12 protein-coding genes are annotated in these 18,596 nt (G+C 71.2%); 6 read left to right on the top strand and 6 right to left on the bottom strand.

Translation table 11 applies throughout. The features are described 5' to 3' along the window. Positions 1-190: 190 nt before the first annotated feature. Positions 191-1,627, top strand: a complete 1,437-nt coding sequence (locus ABD355_RS15705) for an RICIN domain-containing protein (RefSeq protein WP_344400901.1) — start codon at positions 191-193, stop codon at positions 1,625-1,627. Positions 1,628-1,657: 30 nt separating this feature from the next. On the opposite strand, the gene ABD355_RS15710 is transcribed toward ABD355_RS15705, so the two are convergent. Next, entirely contained in the window at positions 1,658-3,073 is a 1,416-nt protein-coding gene (locus tag ABD355_RS15710; RefSeq protein ID WP_344400902.1) for an aspartate ammonia-lyase, read from the bottom strand. A gap of 106 nt (positions 3,074-3,179) precedes the next feature. Here ABD355_RS15710 and ABD355_RS15715 point away from each other — a divergent pair, with 106 nt between their 5' ends. From ABD355_RS15715 to ABD355_RS15735, 5 genes are all read left to right on the top strand, one after another. Beyond that, complete coding sequence (locus ABD355_RS15715; protein WP_344400903.1) at positions 3,180-4,523, top strand: dicarboxylate/amino acid:cation symporter; 1,344 nt, start codon at positions 3,180-3,182, stop codon at positions 4,521-4,523. Continuing rightward, positions 4,520-5,251 carry a cysteate racemase gene (gene cuyB / locus ABD355_RS15720; protein WP_344400904.1) on the top strand — a complete coding sequence of 244 codons (732 nt, stop codon included), beginning with the start codon at positions 4,520-4,522 and terminating at the stop codon, positions 5,249-5,251. The genes ABD355_RS15715 and cuyB overlap by 4 nt, the downstream gene beginning before the upstream one ends. A 20-nt stretch (positions 5,252-5,271) precedes the next feature. Next, positions 5,272-5,958: a GntR family transcriptional regulator gene (locus ABD355_RS15725; RefSeq protein WP_344400905.1), complete on the top strand. Its 687-nt coding sequence runs from the start codon at positions 5,272-5,274 to the stop codon at positions 5,956-5,958. A 67-nt stretch (positions 5,959-6,025) separates the two neighbouring features. Next, the gene (locus ABD355_RS15730; RefSeq protein WP_344401225.1) at positions 6,026-6,805 is read left to right on the top strand and encodes an alpha/beta fold hydrolase; all 780 of its coding nucleotides are present in this window, start codon (positions 6,026-6,028) and stop codon (positions 6,803-6,805) included. 768 nt (positions 6,806-7,573) lie between these two features. Continuing rightward, on the top strand, positions 7,574-9,304 hold the full coding sequence (locus tag ABD355_RS15735; RefSeq protein WP_344400906.1) for a hypothetical protein: 1,731 nt from the start codon (positions 7,574-7,576) through the stop codon (positions 9,302-9,304). A gap of 66 nt (positions 9,305-9,370) precedes the next feature. Here the strand turns inward: ABD355_RS15735 and ABD355_RS15740 are convergent, their stop codons facing one another. The 5 genes from ABD355_RS15740 to ABD355_RS15760 form a co-directional block, all read right to left on the bottom strand. After that, on the bottom strand, positions 9,371-10,015 hold the full coding sequence (locus tag ABD355_RS15740; RefSeq protein WP_344400907.1) for a cutinase family protein: 645 nt from the start codon (positions 10,013-10,015) through the stop codon (positions 9,371-9,373). A 103-nt stretch (positions 10,016-10,118) separates the two neighbouring features. Continuing rightward, entirely contained in the window at positions 10,119-11,369 is a 1,251-nt protein-coding gene (locus ABD355_RS15745; RefSeq protein ID WP_344400908.1) for a PucR-like N-terminal domain-containing protein, read from the bottom strand. A 122-nt stretch (positions 11,370-11,491) separates the two neighbouring features. Continuing rightward, the gene (locus ABD355_RS15750) at positions 11,492-12,436 is read right to left on the bottom strand and encodes an alpha/beta hydrolase (RefSeq protein ID WP_344400909.1); all 945 of its coding nucleotides are present in this window, start codon (positions 12,434-12,436) and stop codon (positions 11,492-11,494) included. A gap of 22 nt (positions 12,437-12,458) precedes the next feature. Continuing rightward, on the bottom strand, positions 12,459-16,430 hold the full coding sequence (locus ABD355_RS15755; RefSeq protein WP_344400910.1) for a beta-ketoacyl synthase N-terminal-like domain-containing protein: 3,972 nt from the start codon (positions 16,428-16,430) through the stop codon (positions 12,459-12,461). A 391-nt stretch (positions 16,431-16,821) separates the two neighbouring features. After that, the gene (locus tag ABD355_RS15760; protein WP_344400911.1) at positions 16,822-18,561 is read right to left on the bottom strand and encodes a fatty acyl-AMP ligase; all 1,740 of its coding nucleotides are present in this window, start codon (positions 18,559-18,561) and stop codon (positions 16,822-16,824) included. Positions 18,562-18,596: the final 35 nt, after the last annotated feature.

Raw genomic sequence — 18,596 nt, forward strand, 5'->3', positions numbered from 1 at the left:
CCGAAAAGTGCGGAGACAGTCATGGGATGACTAGGGGCGTTCCGTCCGGGAGTCGTCGGGAGGATCGATCGCGTCAGAACCGTTGACCGGGGTCCAGGCGACCTCTACCGTGCTCGAACGAAAACAAATGCCATTCAACATTTTCCAACATCTTGCCGGCTGTGAGTGCCCTTCCACAAAGGAAAACCGCATGGACCGTCGTGCCCGCTTGCTTCTGCCGGCCGCACTCCTGGGCCTCTTCGCACTCCTGGTCACCGGCGCCCCCGCGCAGGCCGCTTCGGTCACCGTGACGAACGCGACCCAGTTCACCGACACCACCGGAGCCGTGGTTCAGGCCCACGGCGGCGGTGTGATCAGGGTCGGCGCGTACTACTACTGGTTCGGCGAGAACCGCAACCCCGACAACACCTTCAAGGCCGTCTCGGTCTACCGCTCCACGGACCTGAAGACCTGGGAGTTCCGCAACAACGTCCTGACCCGGAACAGCGCTGCGGAGCTGGCGGTCGCCAACGTCGAGCGGCCGAAGGTGATCTTCAACAGCGCCACCGGCAAGTTCGTGATGTGGATGCACAAGGAGAACGGCACCGACTACACCCAGGCCCGTGCCGCCGTCGCGGTCTCGGACACGGTCGACGGCAACTACACCTACCTGGGCAGTTCCCGGCCGCTCGGCATCACCTCCCGGGACATGACCCTCTACCAGGACGACGACGGCACGGCCTACCTGATCTCGTCCGCCAACGAGAACGCCGACCTCGACATCTTCAAGCTGACCGCCGACTACACCGGGGTCGACAGCCTGGTCGCCAACCCCTGGCCCGGCACCTTCCGCGAGGCGCCGGCGCTCTTCAAGCGGGACGGTGTCTACTTCATGCTCACCTCCGCCAACAGCGGATGGAAGCCCAACCAGCAGCGCTACGCCACCGCCACCAGCCTCGCCGGTCCCTGGACGGCCATGACGGACGTAGGCAACGACACCGCCTACGGTTCCCAGACCGCCTACGTCCTCCCTGTCCAGGGCACCTCGGGCACCTCGTACCTGTACATGGGCGACCGCTGGGGCAACTCCTTCGGCGGCACGGTCAACGACTCCCAGTACATCTGGCTGCCGCTGACCTTCCCCACCGGCAGGACCATGGACCTGCCGTGGTACCCGCAGATCGCCGTCGACACGGCGGCCGGAACCGTCACCGGCGTGGGCGGCGGCCCCTACTACAACCTCGTCGCTCGGCACAGCGGCAGATGCGTCGACGTCTCGGACAACTCCGCCGCCGACAGCGCGTTCACGGTGCAGTGGGCCTGCAGCGGCGGCCTCAACCAGCAGTGGCGGCTGACGGACGCGGGCGGCGGCTACGTCCAGGTCATCGCCGAGCACAGCGGCAAGTGCCTGGACGTCTCGGGCGGTTCGACCGCCGACGGTGCCTTCGTGAACCAGTACCACTGCACCGGTGGCACCAACCAGCAGTGGCTGCTGCAGGACCAGGGCAACGGCTACGTCCACCTCGTCGCCCGGCACAGTGGCAAGTGCCTGGACGTGAAGGACGCCTCCAGCGCCGATGGCGCCCGCCTCATCCAGTGGCCCTGCGGCACCGGCGCCAACCAGCAGTTCCAGCAACGCACGGCCTGAGCGTGCGGTGGCTGCTCCGGTGGGGGCGGGTCATCGCACGGCAACCGATGGTGGGGCGGAGTGCCCGGTGAGGTTCTCGGGCCGCAGGATCACCTCCAGTTGCTCGGGGGTGAGCAGACCGGCCTCGGCGGCGAGGTCCTTGACCAGGCGGCCGGTGGCCAGGGCCCGGCGGGCGAGCGTGGTGCTCGCGGCGTAGCCGATGTGCGGCGCGAGTGCGGTGACCAGGCCGACCGAGCGGTGGACCGTGTCGTGGAGGTGGGCGCGGTTGGCGGTGATGCCGGGGATGCAGCGGGTGGCCAGCGTGTCGCTGGCCGCGCGCAGGTGGGTCAGGGAGCGCAGCAGGCTGTAGGCGATGACCGGTTCGAAGGCGTTGAGCTGGAGCTGCCCTGCCTCGGCGGCCATGGTCACGGTCAGGTCGTTGCCGATGACCTCGAAGGCGACCTGGTTGACGACTTCGGGAATCACCGGATTGACCTTGCCGGGCATGATCGACGAACCCGCCTGCACCGGGGGCAGGTTGATCTCGCCGAGTCCGGCGGTGGGCCCGGAGGAGGTCAGGCGCAGGTCGTTGCAGGTCTTGGAGAGCTTCACGGCCACGCGCTTGAGCACGCCGGACAGCTGGACGAAGGCACCGCAGTCCTGGGTGGCTTCGATGAAGTCGCCTGCGGGCCGGACGGGTTCACCGCTGATCTCGGCGAGGTACGCGCAGGCGAGTTCGGCGTAGCGGGGGTGGCCGTTGATGCCGGTGCCGATGGCGGTACCGCCGAGGTTGGACTCCAGCAGCAGGGCGGCCGCCTCGCTCAGGCGCCGGCGATCCTCCTCGATCATGACGGCGTACGTGGTGAACTCCTGGCCCAGCGTCATGGGCACGGCGTCCTGGAGTTGCGTACGACCGATCTTCAGCACGTCGCTGAACTCCGCCGCCTTCTCGGCGAACGCCGTGGTCAGTGCTCCCAGTGAGTCGCCGAGCCGGCGCAGTGCGGTGACCAGGGCCAGCCGTACGGCGGTGGGGTAGACGTCGTTGGTGCTCTGGCCGAGGTTGACGTGGTCGAGCGGATGGATCATCTCGTAGAACCCGCGGGGGTGGCCGAGGTGCTCCAGGGCCCGGTTGGCGATGACCTCGTTGGCGTTCATGTTCGTGGAGGTGCCGGCCCCTCCCTGGATCGGGTCGACGACGAACTGCTCGTGCAGGTGCCCGGCGCGGATCTCCTCGCAGGTGTCGATGATTGCTTCGGCGATGTCCGGCGGCAGCAGCCCCAGGTCGCGGTTGGCTCGGGCGGCCGCCTGCTTGACCGCGGCCAGTGCGGTGATCAGGTCCGGGAACTGGGCGATGGTCGCTCCGGTGATCGCGAAGTTTTCCACGGCCCGCACGGTGTGCACGCCGTAGTAGGCGTCGGCAGGAATCTCCTTGTCTCCGACCAGGTCGTGCTCGATGCGTACGGCCATCTGCTGCTCCTCGTGGTGCGGGCCCCTTGACAGGCCACCGTGTCCGGCCTCAGTGTTGCCGACCAACACGCAGAACGCAATATATTGCATATGGCAGGAGCGGCTCATGGACACAACACACCGTCGTCCCCCTCACGCGGACACGGCACCAGCCCGGCCCTCGGGCTTCCTGCGGCGATGTCTGAACGTGCCGATCGGCATCCAGTCGATCATCGCCGTCGGTCTCGGCGCCCTGCTCGGGTCCCTCGCCCCAGCCGCGGGCGGGCAGATGAAAATTCTCGGAGACGTGTTCCTGAACCTGGTGCAGGTCGTCGTCCTGCCCCTGGTCTTCCCGCTCATCGTGCTGGGCATCGCCCGCATGGAGTCGGTCAAGAAGGTCGGCAGGATCGCCGGAAAGGCCATCCTGTACTTCGAGCTCGTCACCACCGTGATCCTGCTGATCGCGGTGGGTCTGGCCAAGGTCACGGGCATCGGCAAGGGCGCCCCGGTCCACGGCGCCGACGCCAGGGACCTGGACGGTCTGAGCCAGGGCATCGACTTCCACGAACTGGTCCTGCACGCCGTTCCGAAGAACATCTTCGCCGCGTTCGGCGAGGGCAATCTGCTCGGCGCGATCGTCTTCGCTCTCCTCGTCGGCATCGCCATGGCCGCGATCGGGGAGAAGTCCGAGCCCTTCGCCGCCGTCCTGGAGTCGGTCGCCGCAGTGATGTTCAAGGTCGTCGGCTATGTCATCCGCATCGCACCGCTGGGCGTGCTCGGCTTCATCTCCTACGACGTCGCCCACTACGGTTTCGGCAACCTGCGCAGCCTGCTGGGCTTCATCGCGGTGGTCTACGCGGGCCTGGCCATCGTCATCGGCGCTCTCTTCCCGCTCATTGCCGCGATCTACCGCATCCGCTACGTCGAACTGCTCAAGTCCATCGCGGGACTGGCCGGGATCGCCTTCGTCACGCGCAGTTCGGAGGCCGTACTGGCCCCCCTCATGGGCAAGTTGGAGGAGTTCGGCGTCAGCCGCTCCACGACCTCCTTCGTCGTCCCCCTCGGCTACTCCTTCAACACCGACGGCTCCGTTCTCTACCAGGCCGCCGCCCTGGTGTTCCTCGCCAACGCCTACGGCGCCGACACCTCCCTGCCCGCCCTGCTGCTCATGGTCGGCGTGCTGGTGATCCTCTCCAAGGGCATGGCGGGCGTCGCCTCCGCCTCCATCGTGGTCCTCATCGCCGCCGGCAACTCCATCGGCCTGCCCGCCGAAGGCATCGCGCTGCTCCTCGGCGTCGACTTCATCGTCGACATGGCCCGTACCGGTGTGAACGTCATCGGCAACTCCCTTGCCGCCACCGTCGTCGACAGCTCCGAGAAGCGGCGCGCAGCCAAACGGGGCAGTGGCGAAACCCTCCACGCCCAGGCCGAGCCCGAGACCCCGTCCCTGCACAAGGAACCCGCACAGTGAGCGCCCCCACCACGGAGATCATCGGCATCCTCGGCGGCATGGGCCCGGCCGCCACCGCCGACTTCTACGCCAAGCTCGTCGCGACGACCCCCGGCGCAAGCGACCAGGACCATCTGCGCACGGTCATCTGGTCCGACCCCACCATCCCCGACCGCACCCAGGCCTTGCTCGGTGACGGGCCCGACCCCACCCCGTGGCTGCTCGACGGCAGCCGTGTGCTGCGCGAGGCCGGTGCCACGGTCATCGCCATTCCCTGCAACACCGCACACGCGTTCGTCCCTCGCATCGCCGACCATGTCGGCCTGCCCATCGTCCACATGATCGGTGAAGTCGCCCGGCACCTCGGTGCCATGGGCCCGGGCCTCCGCACCGCCGGACTGCTCGCCACCACCGGCACCGTCCGCGCGGGCCTGTACCAGGACTGGCTGGACCGCTTCGGCATCCGCCTGGTCCTGCCCGACGCCGCCGGCCAGGACGAAGAGGTCATGACCGCCATCAGAGCGGTGAAATCCGGCGCCTACGACGACACGACGACCGCTCTGCTGTCCCGCGCCGCACAGCGCCTGATCGAACAGGGCGCGCAGGCGGTGATCGCCGGCTGCACGGAGATTCCGCTGGGGCTTCCCGAGGACGCCGTGGACGTTCCGCTCATCGACCCGGCCGTGATCCTGGCCCGGGCCCTCGTCCAGCGCGTCAGGACGGGCGCCGCCACCGGAGGGGCCGTCTAGGGCGATGTACTGTACGCAATATGTCACTCGACAGCCCCGTTTCCCGCCGCCTCCTCAGCGACGAGGTCTTCCATCGCCTGCGCGACTCCATCGTGCGCGGCGAACTCGCCCCCGGAGAAAAGGTCAAGGACGGTGAGCTCGCCGAGCGCCTCGGCCTCAGCCGCACTCCCGTGCGCGAGGCGCTCGCCCGGCTCGCCGACATCGGCCTAGTCGAGGCCAAGCCCGGCGTCTATACGCGCATCACCACGCTCAACCGCCGTGACGTCGAAAAGACCCTCGCGGTCCTGCGCTCCCTCGACCGGCTCGCCGTCGAGACGGCCGTACCCGTCATGACGAAGCAAAACCTCCAGGCCATGCGCGAGGCCAACCGGGACTTCGAACGGGCCGTCACCGCCAACGACACCGCCGCCGCGCTGGCGGCCGACGACCGCTTCCACGCCGTACCGATCGGAGCGGCCGACAACCCCGTACTGAGCCGGATCGTCGAACAGCTGCACCCGCAGATCCACCGCATCCTGTACCGCAAGTTCTCCACGCTGCTGGGCGGCCGCAACACCATCGAGCACCATGACCAGCTGGTGGAGATCTGCGCCACCGGCGACGCCCGTTCCGCCGCCGAACTGTCCGCGCAGCACTGGTCCGAACTCGGCGGACACATCAACGAACTCTTCGACACCAATCAGTTCGTCGAGCCGACTGCGGGATGAGGGGCCCTCTCTGCGGCTGGGCGACAGGCGGACCCCTGGGGGCGACGTGGCATGGTCTGAACACGTGGTGGTGCGAGACGGCGTCCGGCTTGTCTGCCGGGACTGGGGCGGGCCGGGACAGCCCATCGTGTTGCTGCACGGTCTGGCCGGTCACGCGGGTGAATGGGACGCGCCGGCGCAGAAGTTGAGCGCCGGATATCGGGTCGTCGCGGTCGACCAGCGCGGGCACGGCGCCAGCGAGCGCAACCCGCGGGACGTCTCCCGCGCCGCCTACATCGCCGACGTCATAGCTGTGGCCGATCAGCTGGCGCTGCAGCAGCCCGTCCTGGTCGGCCAGTCGCTGGGCGGGCACACCGCCATGCTCACCGCCGCCGCGCATCCCGCACTCGTCCGCGCGCTCGTGCTCGTCGAGGCCGGCTCCGGCGGTCCGAACCCGAACGGTCCCGTGGACATCGGCGGATGGCTCGATTCATGGCCGACACCGTTTCCCTCCCGCGCAGCGGCGGCCGCCTTCTTCGGCGGCGGACCGGTCGGCGCAGGCTGGGCGGCCGGACTGGAAGAACGCGACGGCGGATGGCGGCCTCGCTTCGACCGGGACGTGATGGTCCGCTCGCTGGCGGAGAACGCCCGGCGTTCCTTCTGGCACGAGTGGACGCAGGTCGCCTGCCCCACCCTGCTCGTCCTGGCCCAATCAAGCTTCATTCCCACAGCGGAAGTCGACGAAATGCTCCGGCAGCGGCCCGCCACCAGGTCCATGAGCATCCCCGGCACCGGCCACGACCTGCACCTGGAACAGCCTGGACTCCTGCACACCGTGCTCTCGGGCTTCCTCGAGGGTCTCGCCTGAGACTCCGACGCGGATCGGCCGGGCACTGCGCAAAACAAGGCCGTGTTCAGAGGGGGGGGACAATCTCGACCTCCCTATATCGCGGCCGACGGCTACCGTGGTGAACATGGATCCTGGCCCCGGCCACCCTCCCCCTGGAGCAGGCCGCGGACGCCTACCGGGCAATGGACGAACGCCGCGCCATCAAGGCCCTGCTGAAGCCCTGACCAGGGACGCGGCTGGGGACGAGTGATGGCTTCTGAGCGCTGCAGGCCGCCGGGCTCGTGGACCCCGGCGGCCTGCCGGGCCACGCCACGAGGTCGTCGAGATCGGCGGCATCCTCGGTGTCCACGCCTTTCCACTGGATGGCGTTTACGTTCGTGACGGGAATGGGCGGCACCGGGTGTGACCGCAGGCCTGTTCGGCGCGGTCACCACCCGCGTGCGGGATCGCCTACGCCGCCCAGGTCCATTCCGAGGATCCGGAGACCCGGCTCGACTCCGGCCGCCGCTACCTGGGGGATGCTGGACGGGACCCGCGTCTGAAGCGGCCGCGGTGCCCAGCGGTCCCGGCGTGACGGCATGGATGATCGCGGTCGGCGCTGCGGCGGGGCTGGCGACGGCGAAGTGCGGGTTCTGCTCGCGGTTCGGTGCTGACGACACAGTCCAGACCCTGGCTGAAGCCCGGTCACCAAGGAGGCTCAGCCCCCAGTGACAAAGCCGCCTCCAGGAGCTGAGTCTTTGTGAGCACTGCCCGAACCCGTGGCCTGCGGCGTCCTACGGTCCGGCCATGGACACGAGCCGCAGCAGAGGAAGAACCGCGAAGGCCCTGCGCAGCACCGTGCTGGCGGTGCTGCTGACCAGTGGGGCGATCACCGTGACCGCCCCGGACGCCCGGGGGGACAGCGCGCGGACCGAGACGCCCGTGAAGTCGACGAGTGCGGTCGCCGGAGTGAGCGAGTCGGTGGTGCGGGTGAGGATTCCGCTGCCGGCGTCCTTCGGTGCCCGTCCCGCGGCGTGCGACTGGCTGTCGTATCTGCGTTACCGCTCCTTGGACGGGCCGCGGACGTCGGCCGACGCCGACCGGATCCTCGTCGCCCAGCCAGGCATCCTGGAGGGGGCGGGAGCCTTCGACAGCGTCGCCCGTGACACCGTGGCGCGCGCCGCGGAGCAGGGGCGGCACATCGAGTTCTGGGCCCTGGACCGGCGCTCCAACTGCCTGGAGGACCGCACCGGCATCGCCTCCGGCGACCAGCACACGGCCGTCGACTACTACTACCGCGGCAAACAGGTCGACGGCCGCACCTTCGCGGGGTTCGTCGGCAACGACCGGCTGGGCTGGGTGGCCAAGCTCGGCATCGAGCAGACCGTGCGGGACCAATACGACCTGCTCGCCGCCGAGCTGCCGGATCAGGGGCTGCGCAAGCGGAAGGTGCTGTGCGGGGGACACTCCCTCGGCGGCGTGATCACCGGCTACTTCGCGGCCGCCGATTTCGACGGCGACCCCGCCACCACGAGCGACGCCGGATACAACCAGTGCGCCGGCTACTTCGCCCTCGACACCACCGTCTCCACCACCCTCGGCGACCTGAGCGGCAGCATGCCGGGGGACACCAACCTGCCCGACGTCGGCCTCGGTTACGGCGCCGTGCAGGCCGACCTCGACAGCGGGGTGCTGCCCCGCTCACTGTCCGCGCCGGTCCTGCTCAATCCCGAGACGATGACACTGCTGGCCATCGCCGGCGTGGGCGCCGTACAGGACCCGGACGGCGAGGCCGACCTGCCCAGCTATCTGCCCGCCAACACCGACATCGAGGCCACCAACCGCTTCCTGTTCTCCAAGGACATCGCCACCTTCCTCACCGGCTCGCCCGCGGTGAAGGACTTCCGGCTCACCAACGCGGCCGTGCTCGGCGCCCTCCTGGACGACAACTCCGTACCGCTGGCGTTCCTGCAGAGCAGCGTGGGCTTCTTCGACGGCGGGCCGATCACCGACAAGAACTTCCCCGCCACCAACGGCAGTTCGCAGCAACCGGGACTGTTCGGCGTCGAGTACAAGGCCATCCCCGAGAAGCCGCACGGCCCGCTCTACACATGGCGCAATTACGACCGTGTCGGCGCCGCCGACGACCCGGGCTACCGATCCGCCGACGGCACGCCGTTCACCAACGCGAGCAAGGAGGTCACCGATATGGGGGAGCTGGCCCGCAGCCTGGCCCAGCAGCCCCTGGACTTCACCGAGCAGTACTTCCCGACCAAACTGGTCACCGACCTCGAACTGGCCACCTCCCCGCAGGTGAAGCAGCTGCTCGTGCACCCCGAAGGGCTCACCGCCAACCCGACGCTCACCGTCCTCGCGGGCGACGGGCTGCTGGCGGGCCGCACCCCGGCCGACCTGCATCCCGTGGTCGCCGACGGCTACCAGCATCTTGACGTGCTCACCGCGGCGCCCGTGCAGAACAACGGGCGGCCCGAGATAGTCTCCAGCAACCTGGCACAGTTCGCGGGGGAGCCCAAGTAGCCCTGCCCGCACGGGAGAAGGGCCCGGGAGGCGATCCTCCCGGGTCCGTCCTGCGCGGCCGTCCGCTCAGATCTTGGCCGCGGCGAAGGCGGCCGCCGCGTCGGCGTCCGAGGTGTAGCCGAGGTGCGCGAGGACGTCGGTGCCGCCGTTCTCGCAGATGGGGTCACCCTTGGCGCAGAAGTCGATGGTGCGGCTCTGGTAGGTGCCGGTGACGCTCTTGCCGAGGGCCCGGATCGGGTTGCCGAACAAGAGCACCGCGGCGACCCTCGGTTCGAGCGCGGCGGGGATGGTGGCGACGATGGGGCTGCCGACCACGGCGCCGTCGCTGCTGATGCCGATGGAGTTGTCGACGACGTTCGCGCCCTGCGAATAGCCGACGAGAACGAAACGCTGGTTCGGGCAGGACGCCGCCTGACTCTTGACGTGATTCACCAGGTCGGCATTTCCCTGCGCGGCCGAGGTGAGGGAAAGGTCGGCCGGATAATTCACCTTGTAGCTGGAGAGGTTCTTGCCCGTCAGTTTCTTTTGCAGGGCGGAATACACCGGGTCGCCGACTATCGCGCCAAGCGTGCCGGGCTCGAACGTGCCGCGAGCCGCGACGACGTCGATGTCCGAGCAGGTGGCGGCCGATGCGACGGATGCCGAGACGGTGGCCACTCCGGCCGCGCCGCCGATCAGCGACAGCGCGGCGAGACACAAGCGAATACGCATGGGGATCCTTTGAGGGTCGGGCGCGTCGCGCGCCTGCGGAAAAGGATGTCCCGAAGGTATTCGCTGTTTCTGACCACGTGTTATGTATGGGAATTCAGAAGTTCTACGGTTTCTTGAGCTGAGGTGAGTCGTTGGGAATTGCCTGCTCTCGGAGTTCCTCGGCGCGCAGCGCCAGGATGAGGTCCAGGCGGGTGCCGGGGTCGTGCAGCGCGTCCCCGAAGAGCTTCTCCAGCTGGCGCAGGCGATAGCGGACCGTCTGCGGGTGGATGTGCAGCCGGGCGGCGACGTCGGGCACGTTGCTGCCGCTGAGCAGCCAGGCCAGCAGTGTCTCCGCGAGCCGGGGCCGCTGCCCCTCGGTGGCCGTGTCCAGCGGTGCGAGGACTCGCGTCTCCAACTGGGCCAGCAGCGGCTCGTCCCCGTGCAGCAGCAGCGTCGAGAGGTGGTCGGCGCACCGCACCGCGCCCTGCCGGGGCAGGATCCCGCGCCCCATCAGCCGCAGCGCCCGTGCGGCCCAACGCAGCGACTGCGCCGCCTCGGTGAGCGGCACCGTCGGGCCGATCGCCGCCGGGCGGCCGCGCAGCGCGAGAGTGAACGCGCGGCCGCCGAAGCGGCCCGAACCGTCCGGATCGGGCAGCAGCATCCGCGGCGGCCGGGACCCCATGTCCACCAGCGCCCCCGCGCCCGCCAGCGGCCACTCCTCCTCACGCCGGTCCGCCGGGGCCGCGAGCGCGACGACCGCGACCTGCCGGGGCACCGACCAGCGGGCGCCGTGCGCGAGATCCTGCACGGCCTCCAACGACACCGGCCCCTCGCCGAGGAGCAGTTCGAGCAGGCGCCTGCGCCGCCGCTCCAGCTCGTCCGTGCTGCGCAGCCGGCCCTCGGCGTAACCGGCGGCGGCCGCCTCGGCCACCTCGTGCACGGTCCGGAACGCCAGCTCGCCCAGCGCCGCAACCACCGCCGAGTCCAGCCCCAGCTCCTCCGCCGTACGGCCCATCAGCCGCCAGGCATGCATCCCTCCGATCCGCAGCGCGGACTGCAGGGCGTCCAGGCTGCGGTCCTCCAGGGCCACTCCGCGCCCGAGTTCGTAGTACGTCGAGGCGATCGCGTCGCTGCGGCCGCGCGGGTCGGCGATGTGGTCGACGAACAGGGTCAGCGCCTGCACCACCCCGGCCCGCAGGTTCCTGGCGTACATGCCGTCCGCGGGACCCGCGTACTCGGGAACCTGTCTGCGCACCTCGTCCTCGACCTGGTCGGCGACCGCCTCCAGTTGGGCTCGCAGCGGACCGGCGAGGTCGGACGGCACCGAGGGGAACGCCGGACCGGCCGGTTCGCCGTGCGGGGTGGGGACGGCCATCGCGGACACTCCTTTCCACCGGAACCGGCTCACCCGCGGAGTGTTTCCCGTGGGGCGAGGGACAAGTCCTGTGTTGCACGGGTGTCCCCCGCGCTCCGTTCCGTGCCCCGACGGCACCGACATCACTCCGGCAGCCCGAGTGCACCGGCGAGCATCGGCCACGACGCGGTGAACTCCGGTTTCCAGTACGCCCAGCTGTGTCCTCCTCCTGCGTAGAAGTGCGTGGTGACCGCGATGCCCAGGCGGGCGAGGGTGTCGGTGAAGCTGTGGGCGGAGGGCCACAGGGCGCTCTCCAAGGCCTCGGGGAGCCAGTCGCCGGTCCCGCCGACCACTCCGCTGCCGTTGGACACGTACAGGGGAGTACCGCGCAAGCCCGCGGCGCGGGCCCGCGGGTTGAAGTCGCGCCAGGTCAGCAGGTTCAGGACCGGATTCCCCCACAGCGAGAGGGGAGCCAGGCTCTCACGGGCCACGATGGCGTCGACGAGGGTGGGCACGCCGGGCGCCATGGTGTCGAGGATGCCGCTGTAGGACGCCGCCGCGGCGAACGCCCCCGGATGGCGGGCCGCGTGCGCCATGGCGCCGTAGCCGCCGGTGGAGACCCCGGCGACCGCCCGCACCCCGGAGGCCCGGTAGTCGCGCCTCAGCATCGCCGGGACCTCGGTGAGCTGGAACGTCTCGTAGTCGGGGCCGCTGAGCCAGTGGGTGGGAATGCCGGTGGGGCCGCCGTCCGGCATCGCCACGATCAGATCCCGGCCCTCGGTGAAGGCCTCGATGTCGGTCTCCCGGGTCCAGGACGTGTAGTCGTCGTGGGCGCCGTGCAGCAGATACAGCACGGGGTACGTGCGGCCGGGCTGGGCGTCGAAGCCGGACGGCAGGATCAGCCGCACCGGGGCACTGCGGCCCAGGGCGGCGGAGGCCACCGACACGTCGAAGGTGCGCGGCCCCAGCTGGGTCGCGGCCCGCGCGGTGCCGGCGGCGGCACCGAACAGGGCGGCCAGGCCGGCGCTCGCCGCGGCCTTGGTGACGGTGCGCCGGGACACTCCGGTGGCGCGGTGGGGACGGGGCATGGCGGCTCCTCGGGATCCGGGTTCAACGGGTCTGCTCGGCGAGCTCCCGTCGCAGCTGGGCGGCGATCTCGTCGACGTGCGGCGGGTCGAGGAGCGACAGATGGTGGCCGCCGACCCGTACGACCGCCAGGCGCGGGCACACCTCGTCCCAGCCGAGCGCCTCGTCGTCCCGCTCATAGGCCGCATCGCGCACGGTGTGCGGAGCGCGGTCGGTGGCCCGGTACAGGACGACGCGCCCGTCGTAGCGTCCCGGCCGGTGGGCCTCGCCGATCCTCAGATCCAGGTAGGAGGAGCGCTGGTGCTCCAGGACGGCGGCGGGCACTTCGGCGGCCTCACGCAGCGCCCGCAGCGCGGTGTCGATGCGCGCGCCGTCGTCGTCCATCGCCACCAGTTCGTCGTACGGCAGCTCAAGGCGGACCCCGTAGGTGTCGGCGACGTGCCGGGCGAAGCCCGTGAAGTGCGCGCGGATCCGGTCGTCCCGCGTCTGCCCGTGGAGCGGCACGGGCCGTACGGAGTCGATGAGTACGACCAGCTCCATCTCCCGCCCGGCGGCGGTGAGCTGCCGTGCGGTCTCCTGCGCGATGAAGCCGCCGAAGGACCAACCACCCAGCAACAAGGGACCGTTGGGTTGCGCGGCGGTGATGGTCTCGGCGTAGCGACTCGCCTTCTCGGTCACCGTAGTGGCCTCTTCGATCCGCTCCAGCCCGTGCACCGGCCGGTCGTTCCCGAGCCGCTCCGCCAGCGCACGGTAGATATCGGTGGTGCCCCCGGCGGCGTGGACGAGGAACAACGGCGGACGGGAGCCGCCGGCCCGCAGAGTACGCAGCGGCGAACCGTCCCCGGCCCGAGGCGTTTGCCGGATGCGCTCGGCGAGTTGCTCGACCGTGGGGGTGCCGAGCAGATCGCGCAGCTGCAGTTCGATGCCGAACTCGCGCTCCAGGGCGGTGCGGATACGGACGGCCATCAGCGAGTCCAGGCCGAGGTCGGTCAGGGCGGTGGCGGGGGTGACACGGCCCGGCGCGTGCCCCGTGACGGCGGCGATGTGATGGCACAGACGTGCGGTGACGGAGGTGTCCTGCGGCACGGCGGGCTGTGCCTCCGGCACCGGGGCGGGAGTGGTCGTTGTCGCCCGCCTGTCCGTCCACCAGTGCCGCACATGCCGCCAGCGCGGCGCGGGCAGATCGATGACGCGACCCGACGGCAACGGCAGGCACAGCCCCGCCGCATACAGAGCGCCCAACTGGCACAGGAACGCGGCGCAGTCGTCGGCCTCGCGGTGCAACGTGCCCAGAGCGATCGCGCCGGGTGCCGTGTCGGTGACGGCCCGGGCCAGCACCGGATGCGGCGAGATCTCCACGAAGGCGGTGTGACCGTCGGCCGCGGCCGCCGCGACGGCCCGGTCCAGACGTACCGGCCGCCGAAGGTTGGCGGCCCAGTGGTCGGCGTCGAAGGTGCAGTCGCCGCGGGGATCGTCGAGGACGGTGGAGTAGACGGGGATGCGCGGCTGTCTGCTCTCGATGCCGGACAGCGAGTCGATCAACTCCGGTAACAGGCCGTCGACTTGGGGTGAATGCCCGGCTCCGACCACCCGCATGGCCCGGGCGGCCCGCCCTTCCTCCTCCAGCCGCCGCACGAGCCGCGCCACCGCAGCCTCCTCGCCGGTGACCACCTTCTGGCCGGGAGAGGAGTGGACGGCGACCTGAACAGCGGGGAAGTCCCTTTGCAGGGCGTCGAGTTCACCGTCGTCGACGTCGACGACCGCCATGGCGCCGCCCCGCAGCCGACCGAGCAGCCGGGCCCGTACGGCGACGACCCGCGCCGCGTCCGGCACGTCGAGGGCGCCCGCACACAGCGCGGCGGCGACCTCGCCCATGGAGTGGCCGATCACGGCGGCGGGTTCCACACCGTAGGAGCGCCACAGCTCGGCGAGCGCGACCTGGAGGCCGAACAGGACCGGCTGGGCGACCTCCAGCAGCTCCAGGCCCTCGCCGGAGACCAGGTGGTCGTACAAGGACAGCCCGCACTCCGGGGCGAGCTGCGCGTCGATCTTCTCCACGGCGGAGACGAACGCGGGCTCCTCGGCCAGCAGCCGGCGCCCCATGCCGGCCCACTGGCTGCCGTACCCGGAGAACACCCACACCGGTCCGCGCCCGACGAGATCGCCCTCGCCGGCCAGGACCCGTACGTGAGGCCGCCCCTGTGCCAACGCGCCCAGTGCGTCGGCGAGTTCACCGCGATCAGCGGCGACGACGGCAGTCCGCACCGGCCCGCGGTCGGCCCGCCCGGCGAGCGTGCGGGCGATGTCGGCCGTTCGTGCGGCACCTGCCGCGGGCGTGCGGAGCCACTCCGCCAGCCGGGAGGCGGTGTCCCGCAGACGCTCGGAGTCGACGTCGGAGAGCAGATGAAGGCGGGCGGCCGGTCCCTCGGCGGGAGGCGATGACTGGACGGCGGACCGCCATTCCTCCAGCACCGCATGGGCGTTGGTGCCGCCGAAGCCGAACCCGGAGACCCCGGCGGTGGCCGTACCGCCGTAGCGCGGCCACGGCTCGGGCTCGGTCACCACCCGCAGCGGTGCCTCGCCCAACGAACTGCCCTCCGCGCAGTGCAGGGACGGCGGAAGAACGTCGTGGTGCAGCGCGAGCACCGTCTTGACCAGCCCGGCGATACCCGCGGCCGACTCCAGATGACCCAGGTTGCCCTTCACCGAGCCCAGCAGCAGCGGCCGGTCGGGGTCACGGCCCGCGCCCAGCACGGCGCCGAGCGCGCCCGCCTCGATCGGGTCGCCCAGCGGGGTGCCGGTGCCGTGCGCCTCGACGTAGTCGACTGCGGCCGGGTCGAGTCCGGCCCGTGCGTAGGCGGTCGCCAACAGGGCTTGCTGGCTTACTGGGTTGGGGGCCAGGAGGCCGTTGGAGCGGCCGTCGGAGTTGACGGCCGTGGCGCGGATGACGGCGAGCACGCGGTCGCCGTCGCGTTCGGCGTCGGACAGCCGCTTCAGCAGCACGGCCGCGCAGCCCTCGCCGCGTCCGATGCCGTCGGCCGCCGCCGAGAACGGCTTGCAGCGCCCGTCCGGCGCCAGCGCCCCGGCCCGGGCGAACGCGACGCCGATGGTGGGGGAGAGCAACACGTTGACGCCCGCGGCGATCGCCATACCGCTCTCGCCCGTGCGCAGACTGACGCATGCGTGGTGCAGGGCCACCAGGGAGGAGGAACACGCGGTGTCGACCGCCATGCTCGGCCCACGGGTGTCCAGCACATACGCCACCCGGCCCGCGGTCACGCTCAGCGCCGCACCGGCGGGGGCCCACGGATCGACGGCGCTCGCGTCAGCGCCGGTGAGCCGGCCGTACTCGGGCGCCGAGACACCGACGAAGACACCGGTGTCACTGCCGGCGAGCGAGGCGGCCGGGACGGCGGCATGGTCGAGCGTTTCCTGTACAACTTCCAGCAGGATCCGCTGCTGAGGGTCCATCACCGCGGCCTCGCGCGGAGTGATCCGGAAGAAGTCGGCGTCGAAGCCCGCGATGTCGTCGAGGTAGCCGCCGTACGAGGGCGCGTCGGCGGGTGGGAAGTGGGTGAAGTCCCGCCACCGGTCCTCAGGCACGCGCCGGATCGCATCGACGCCCTCGCTCAGCAGTCGCCAGTAATCGCCCGGTCCGTGCACGCCACCGGGCAACCGGCACCCGACCCCGACGACGGCGACGGGCTCGCCGAAGTCGCTGGTAGGAGAGGCCAGTTGGGCCACGGCCTCCACCTCGGCGGCGCACAGGCGGGCCACCAGCGCGTCACCGGTCGGCGCCTCCCACAGCAGCGTCGCCGGCAACTCACGCCGGACAAGCCGCGACAACTCCCCGGCCAGGACCACCGCGTCCCGCGAGGCCATACCGAGGTCGGCCAGCGGCCGGTCCATCGGAACGGCCTCGGGGGCGGACCCGTTCCAGGCGGCCACCCGTTCGGCGATGAGTCGGCGCAACGCGCCTTCGTCGACGGCGCTCATCGGGCACGCTCCGCCGCGTATATGCCCGCCACATCGCGCTGAGGGGGCAGGCCTCGCGAGACCTTGCCGCCGCAGGTGCGCGGCACGTTCGGGGCGGGCTCGGTCCGGGCGGCCACCTGTTCTGCGAGTAGGCGCATCGCGCCCGACCTGGCCCACGCCGCTGTCCGTTCCGCGATGGGTGGGCGCGTTGGGTCCGCGCCGCCCGAGGCGTGGGGCGCGATGGGGCCGGCGCCCCGGGCGCGCCTGGTCCGGGCTGCCGCCTGTCGCGTGATGAGTCGGCCTACCGCACCCGCATTGCCGGGGGTGCGGGGCGCGGTCGGGTCGGTCTTGGGGTTCCAGGCCGTTGTCCGCTCCACGATGAGGCGCCGTATCGCGCCCTCGTCGGCCGCCCTCATCGCGCACGCTCCGTCGCGTACGCGCCCTCCAGGTACCGCTGACGGGTCAGCGCCCGCGACACCTTGCCGCTGGACGTGCGGGGTACCAGGCCGGGTGCGACGAGGAGAACCTCGGCCAGTCGTAGTCCGTGTCGGTCGGAGACGGCGGCGCGTACGGCGCGGGTGAGGGCCGGTACGTCGATCTCGGCGAGGCTTGTGGTCCGCACATGCTCGGCCACCACGACCACCTGCTCACCCGCGCCGCCCGGCACACCGAAGGCGGCCAGCCGGTCCCGCCGCACGGCCGGATGCGCGTCCTGGGCCGTGGCCTCCACGTCCTGCGGATAGTGGTTGCGGCCGTCGACGACGATGAGGTCCTTGAGCCGGCCGGTGACGATCAACTGCCCGTCCAGCACCGTCCCCAGGTCGCCCGTGCGGAGCCAGTTGCCGGGCCCGGCGTCCGACTCGGCGCCGAAGACGAGCCGGGTCTGCCGCTCCTGGTTCCAGTAGCCGCGGCCGACGTTCGGGCCCTGCACCCGGATCTCCCCGACCTCCCCCTCGGACATCACGGCCCCGGAGGCGGGATCGACGATGCGCACCCGCTGACCAGCCGGAGTGCCGCAGCCCGCCAGCAGCACCGCCCGGGAGTCCTCGGGCCGCGCGGGCAGGGCCTTCCCGGAGGCGAGGGCGTCACGGTCGAGCGCCAACCGGTACAGCGGGCGACCGGGCTGCGCGGCGCTGACGAAGACCGTCGCCTCGGCCAGCCCATACGACGGGCAGTGGACGTCCGGCGACAGCCCCTGCGCGGCGAAGGCGGCGTGAAAGCGGTCGACGGTGCCCGGGCGGACCGGCTCACTGCCGTTGATCAGCGCAGCGATCCCGTCCAGCCGCAGATCCGCCTTCTGCACGTCGGTGACGGCGGACGCGCAGTAGTCGTAGGCGAAGTTGGGCGCGCCGCTCAGCGCACGCGGATACGCGGCGAGCAGCCGCAGCCAGCGCGCGGGCTCGTGCAGGAACGCGACCGGCTCCATCAGCACCGACAGCAGACCGCGCACCACCGGGGCGGCGACACTCAGGACCAGCCCCATGTCGTGGTACAGGGGCAACCAGCCCACACAGGTCACCGGCTGGGCGTCCGCGCCGTAGGCGGTCAGCGCCTGACGGGCGTTGGCGACGACGTTGGCATGGGTGATCTCCACGCCCGCAGGGGTGCGGGTCGAGCCGGAGGTGTACTGCAGATAGGCGATCTCCGTCGTATCGAGCACGACCGGCTGCCAGTCGCCTGCGGTGGCATCGGGTACCTGGTCGGCGACGACGATCCGCACGGACGTGCCCTCGCAGAAGTCCCGCACCTCGTCCAGGACCCGGCCCGTCGTCACGGCGACCGCCGGACGGGCGTCGGCGAACACGGCCGCCAGCCGGTCGGCGTGCCCCGGCAGGCCGGGCGGATACAGCGGTACGGCGACCAGGCCGGCGGCGAGCGCTGCCAGGAAGGCGGTGACGTACTCCGTGCCCTGCGGGCACAGCAGCGCGACCCGCGCCCCGGGCTCGGCCCCCTCGGCGAGCCGGGCGGCCAGCGCCCGCACCCGCAGGTCGAGGCGCCGCCAGGTCAGCGTGCGGTGGACGCCGCGCGAGTCGGGGCCGGGATGGTCGACGAAGGTGAACGCCCGGCGGTCGGGGGTGGTGTCGGCCCAGTGCCGCACATACTCCGGCAGACTCCGGAACGCGGGTGCGAGCGGGGGGCGGCGGCTGTCCATGGGGCATGGCTCCAAACGTCGCGGGGTACGGCTCT

This window comes from Streptomyces longisporus, assembly GCF_039532765.1.
In the GTDB taxonomy this organism is placed as follows: Bacteria; Actinomycetota; Actinomycetes; order Streptomycetales; family Streptomycetaceae; genus Streptomyces; species Streptomyces longisporus.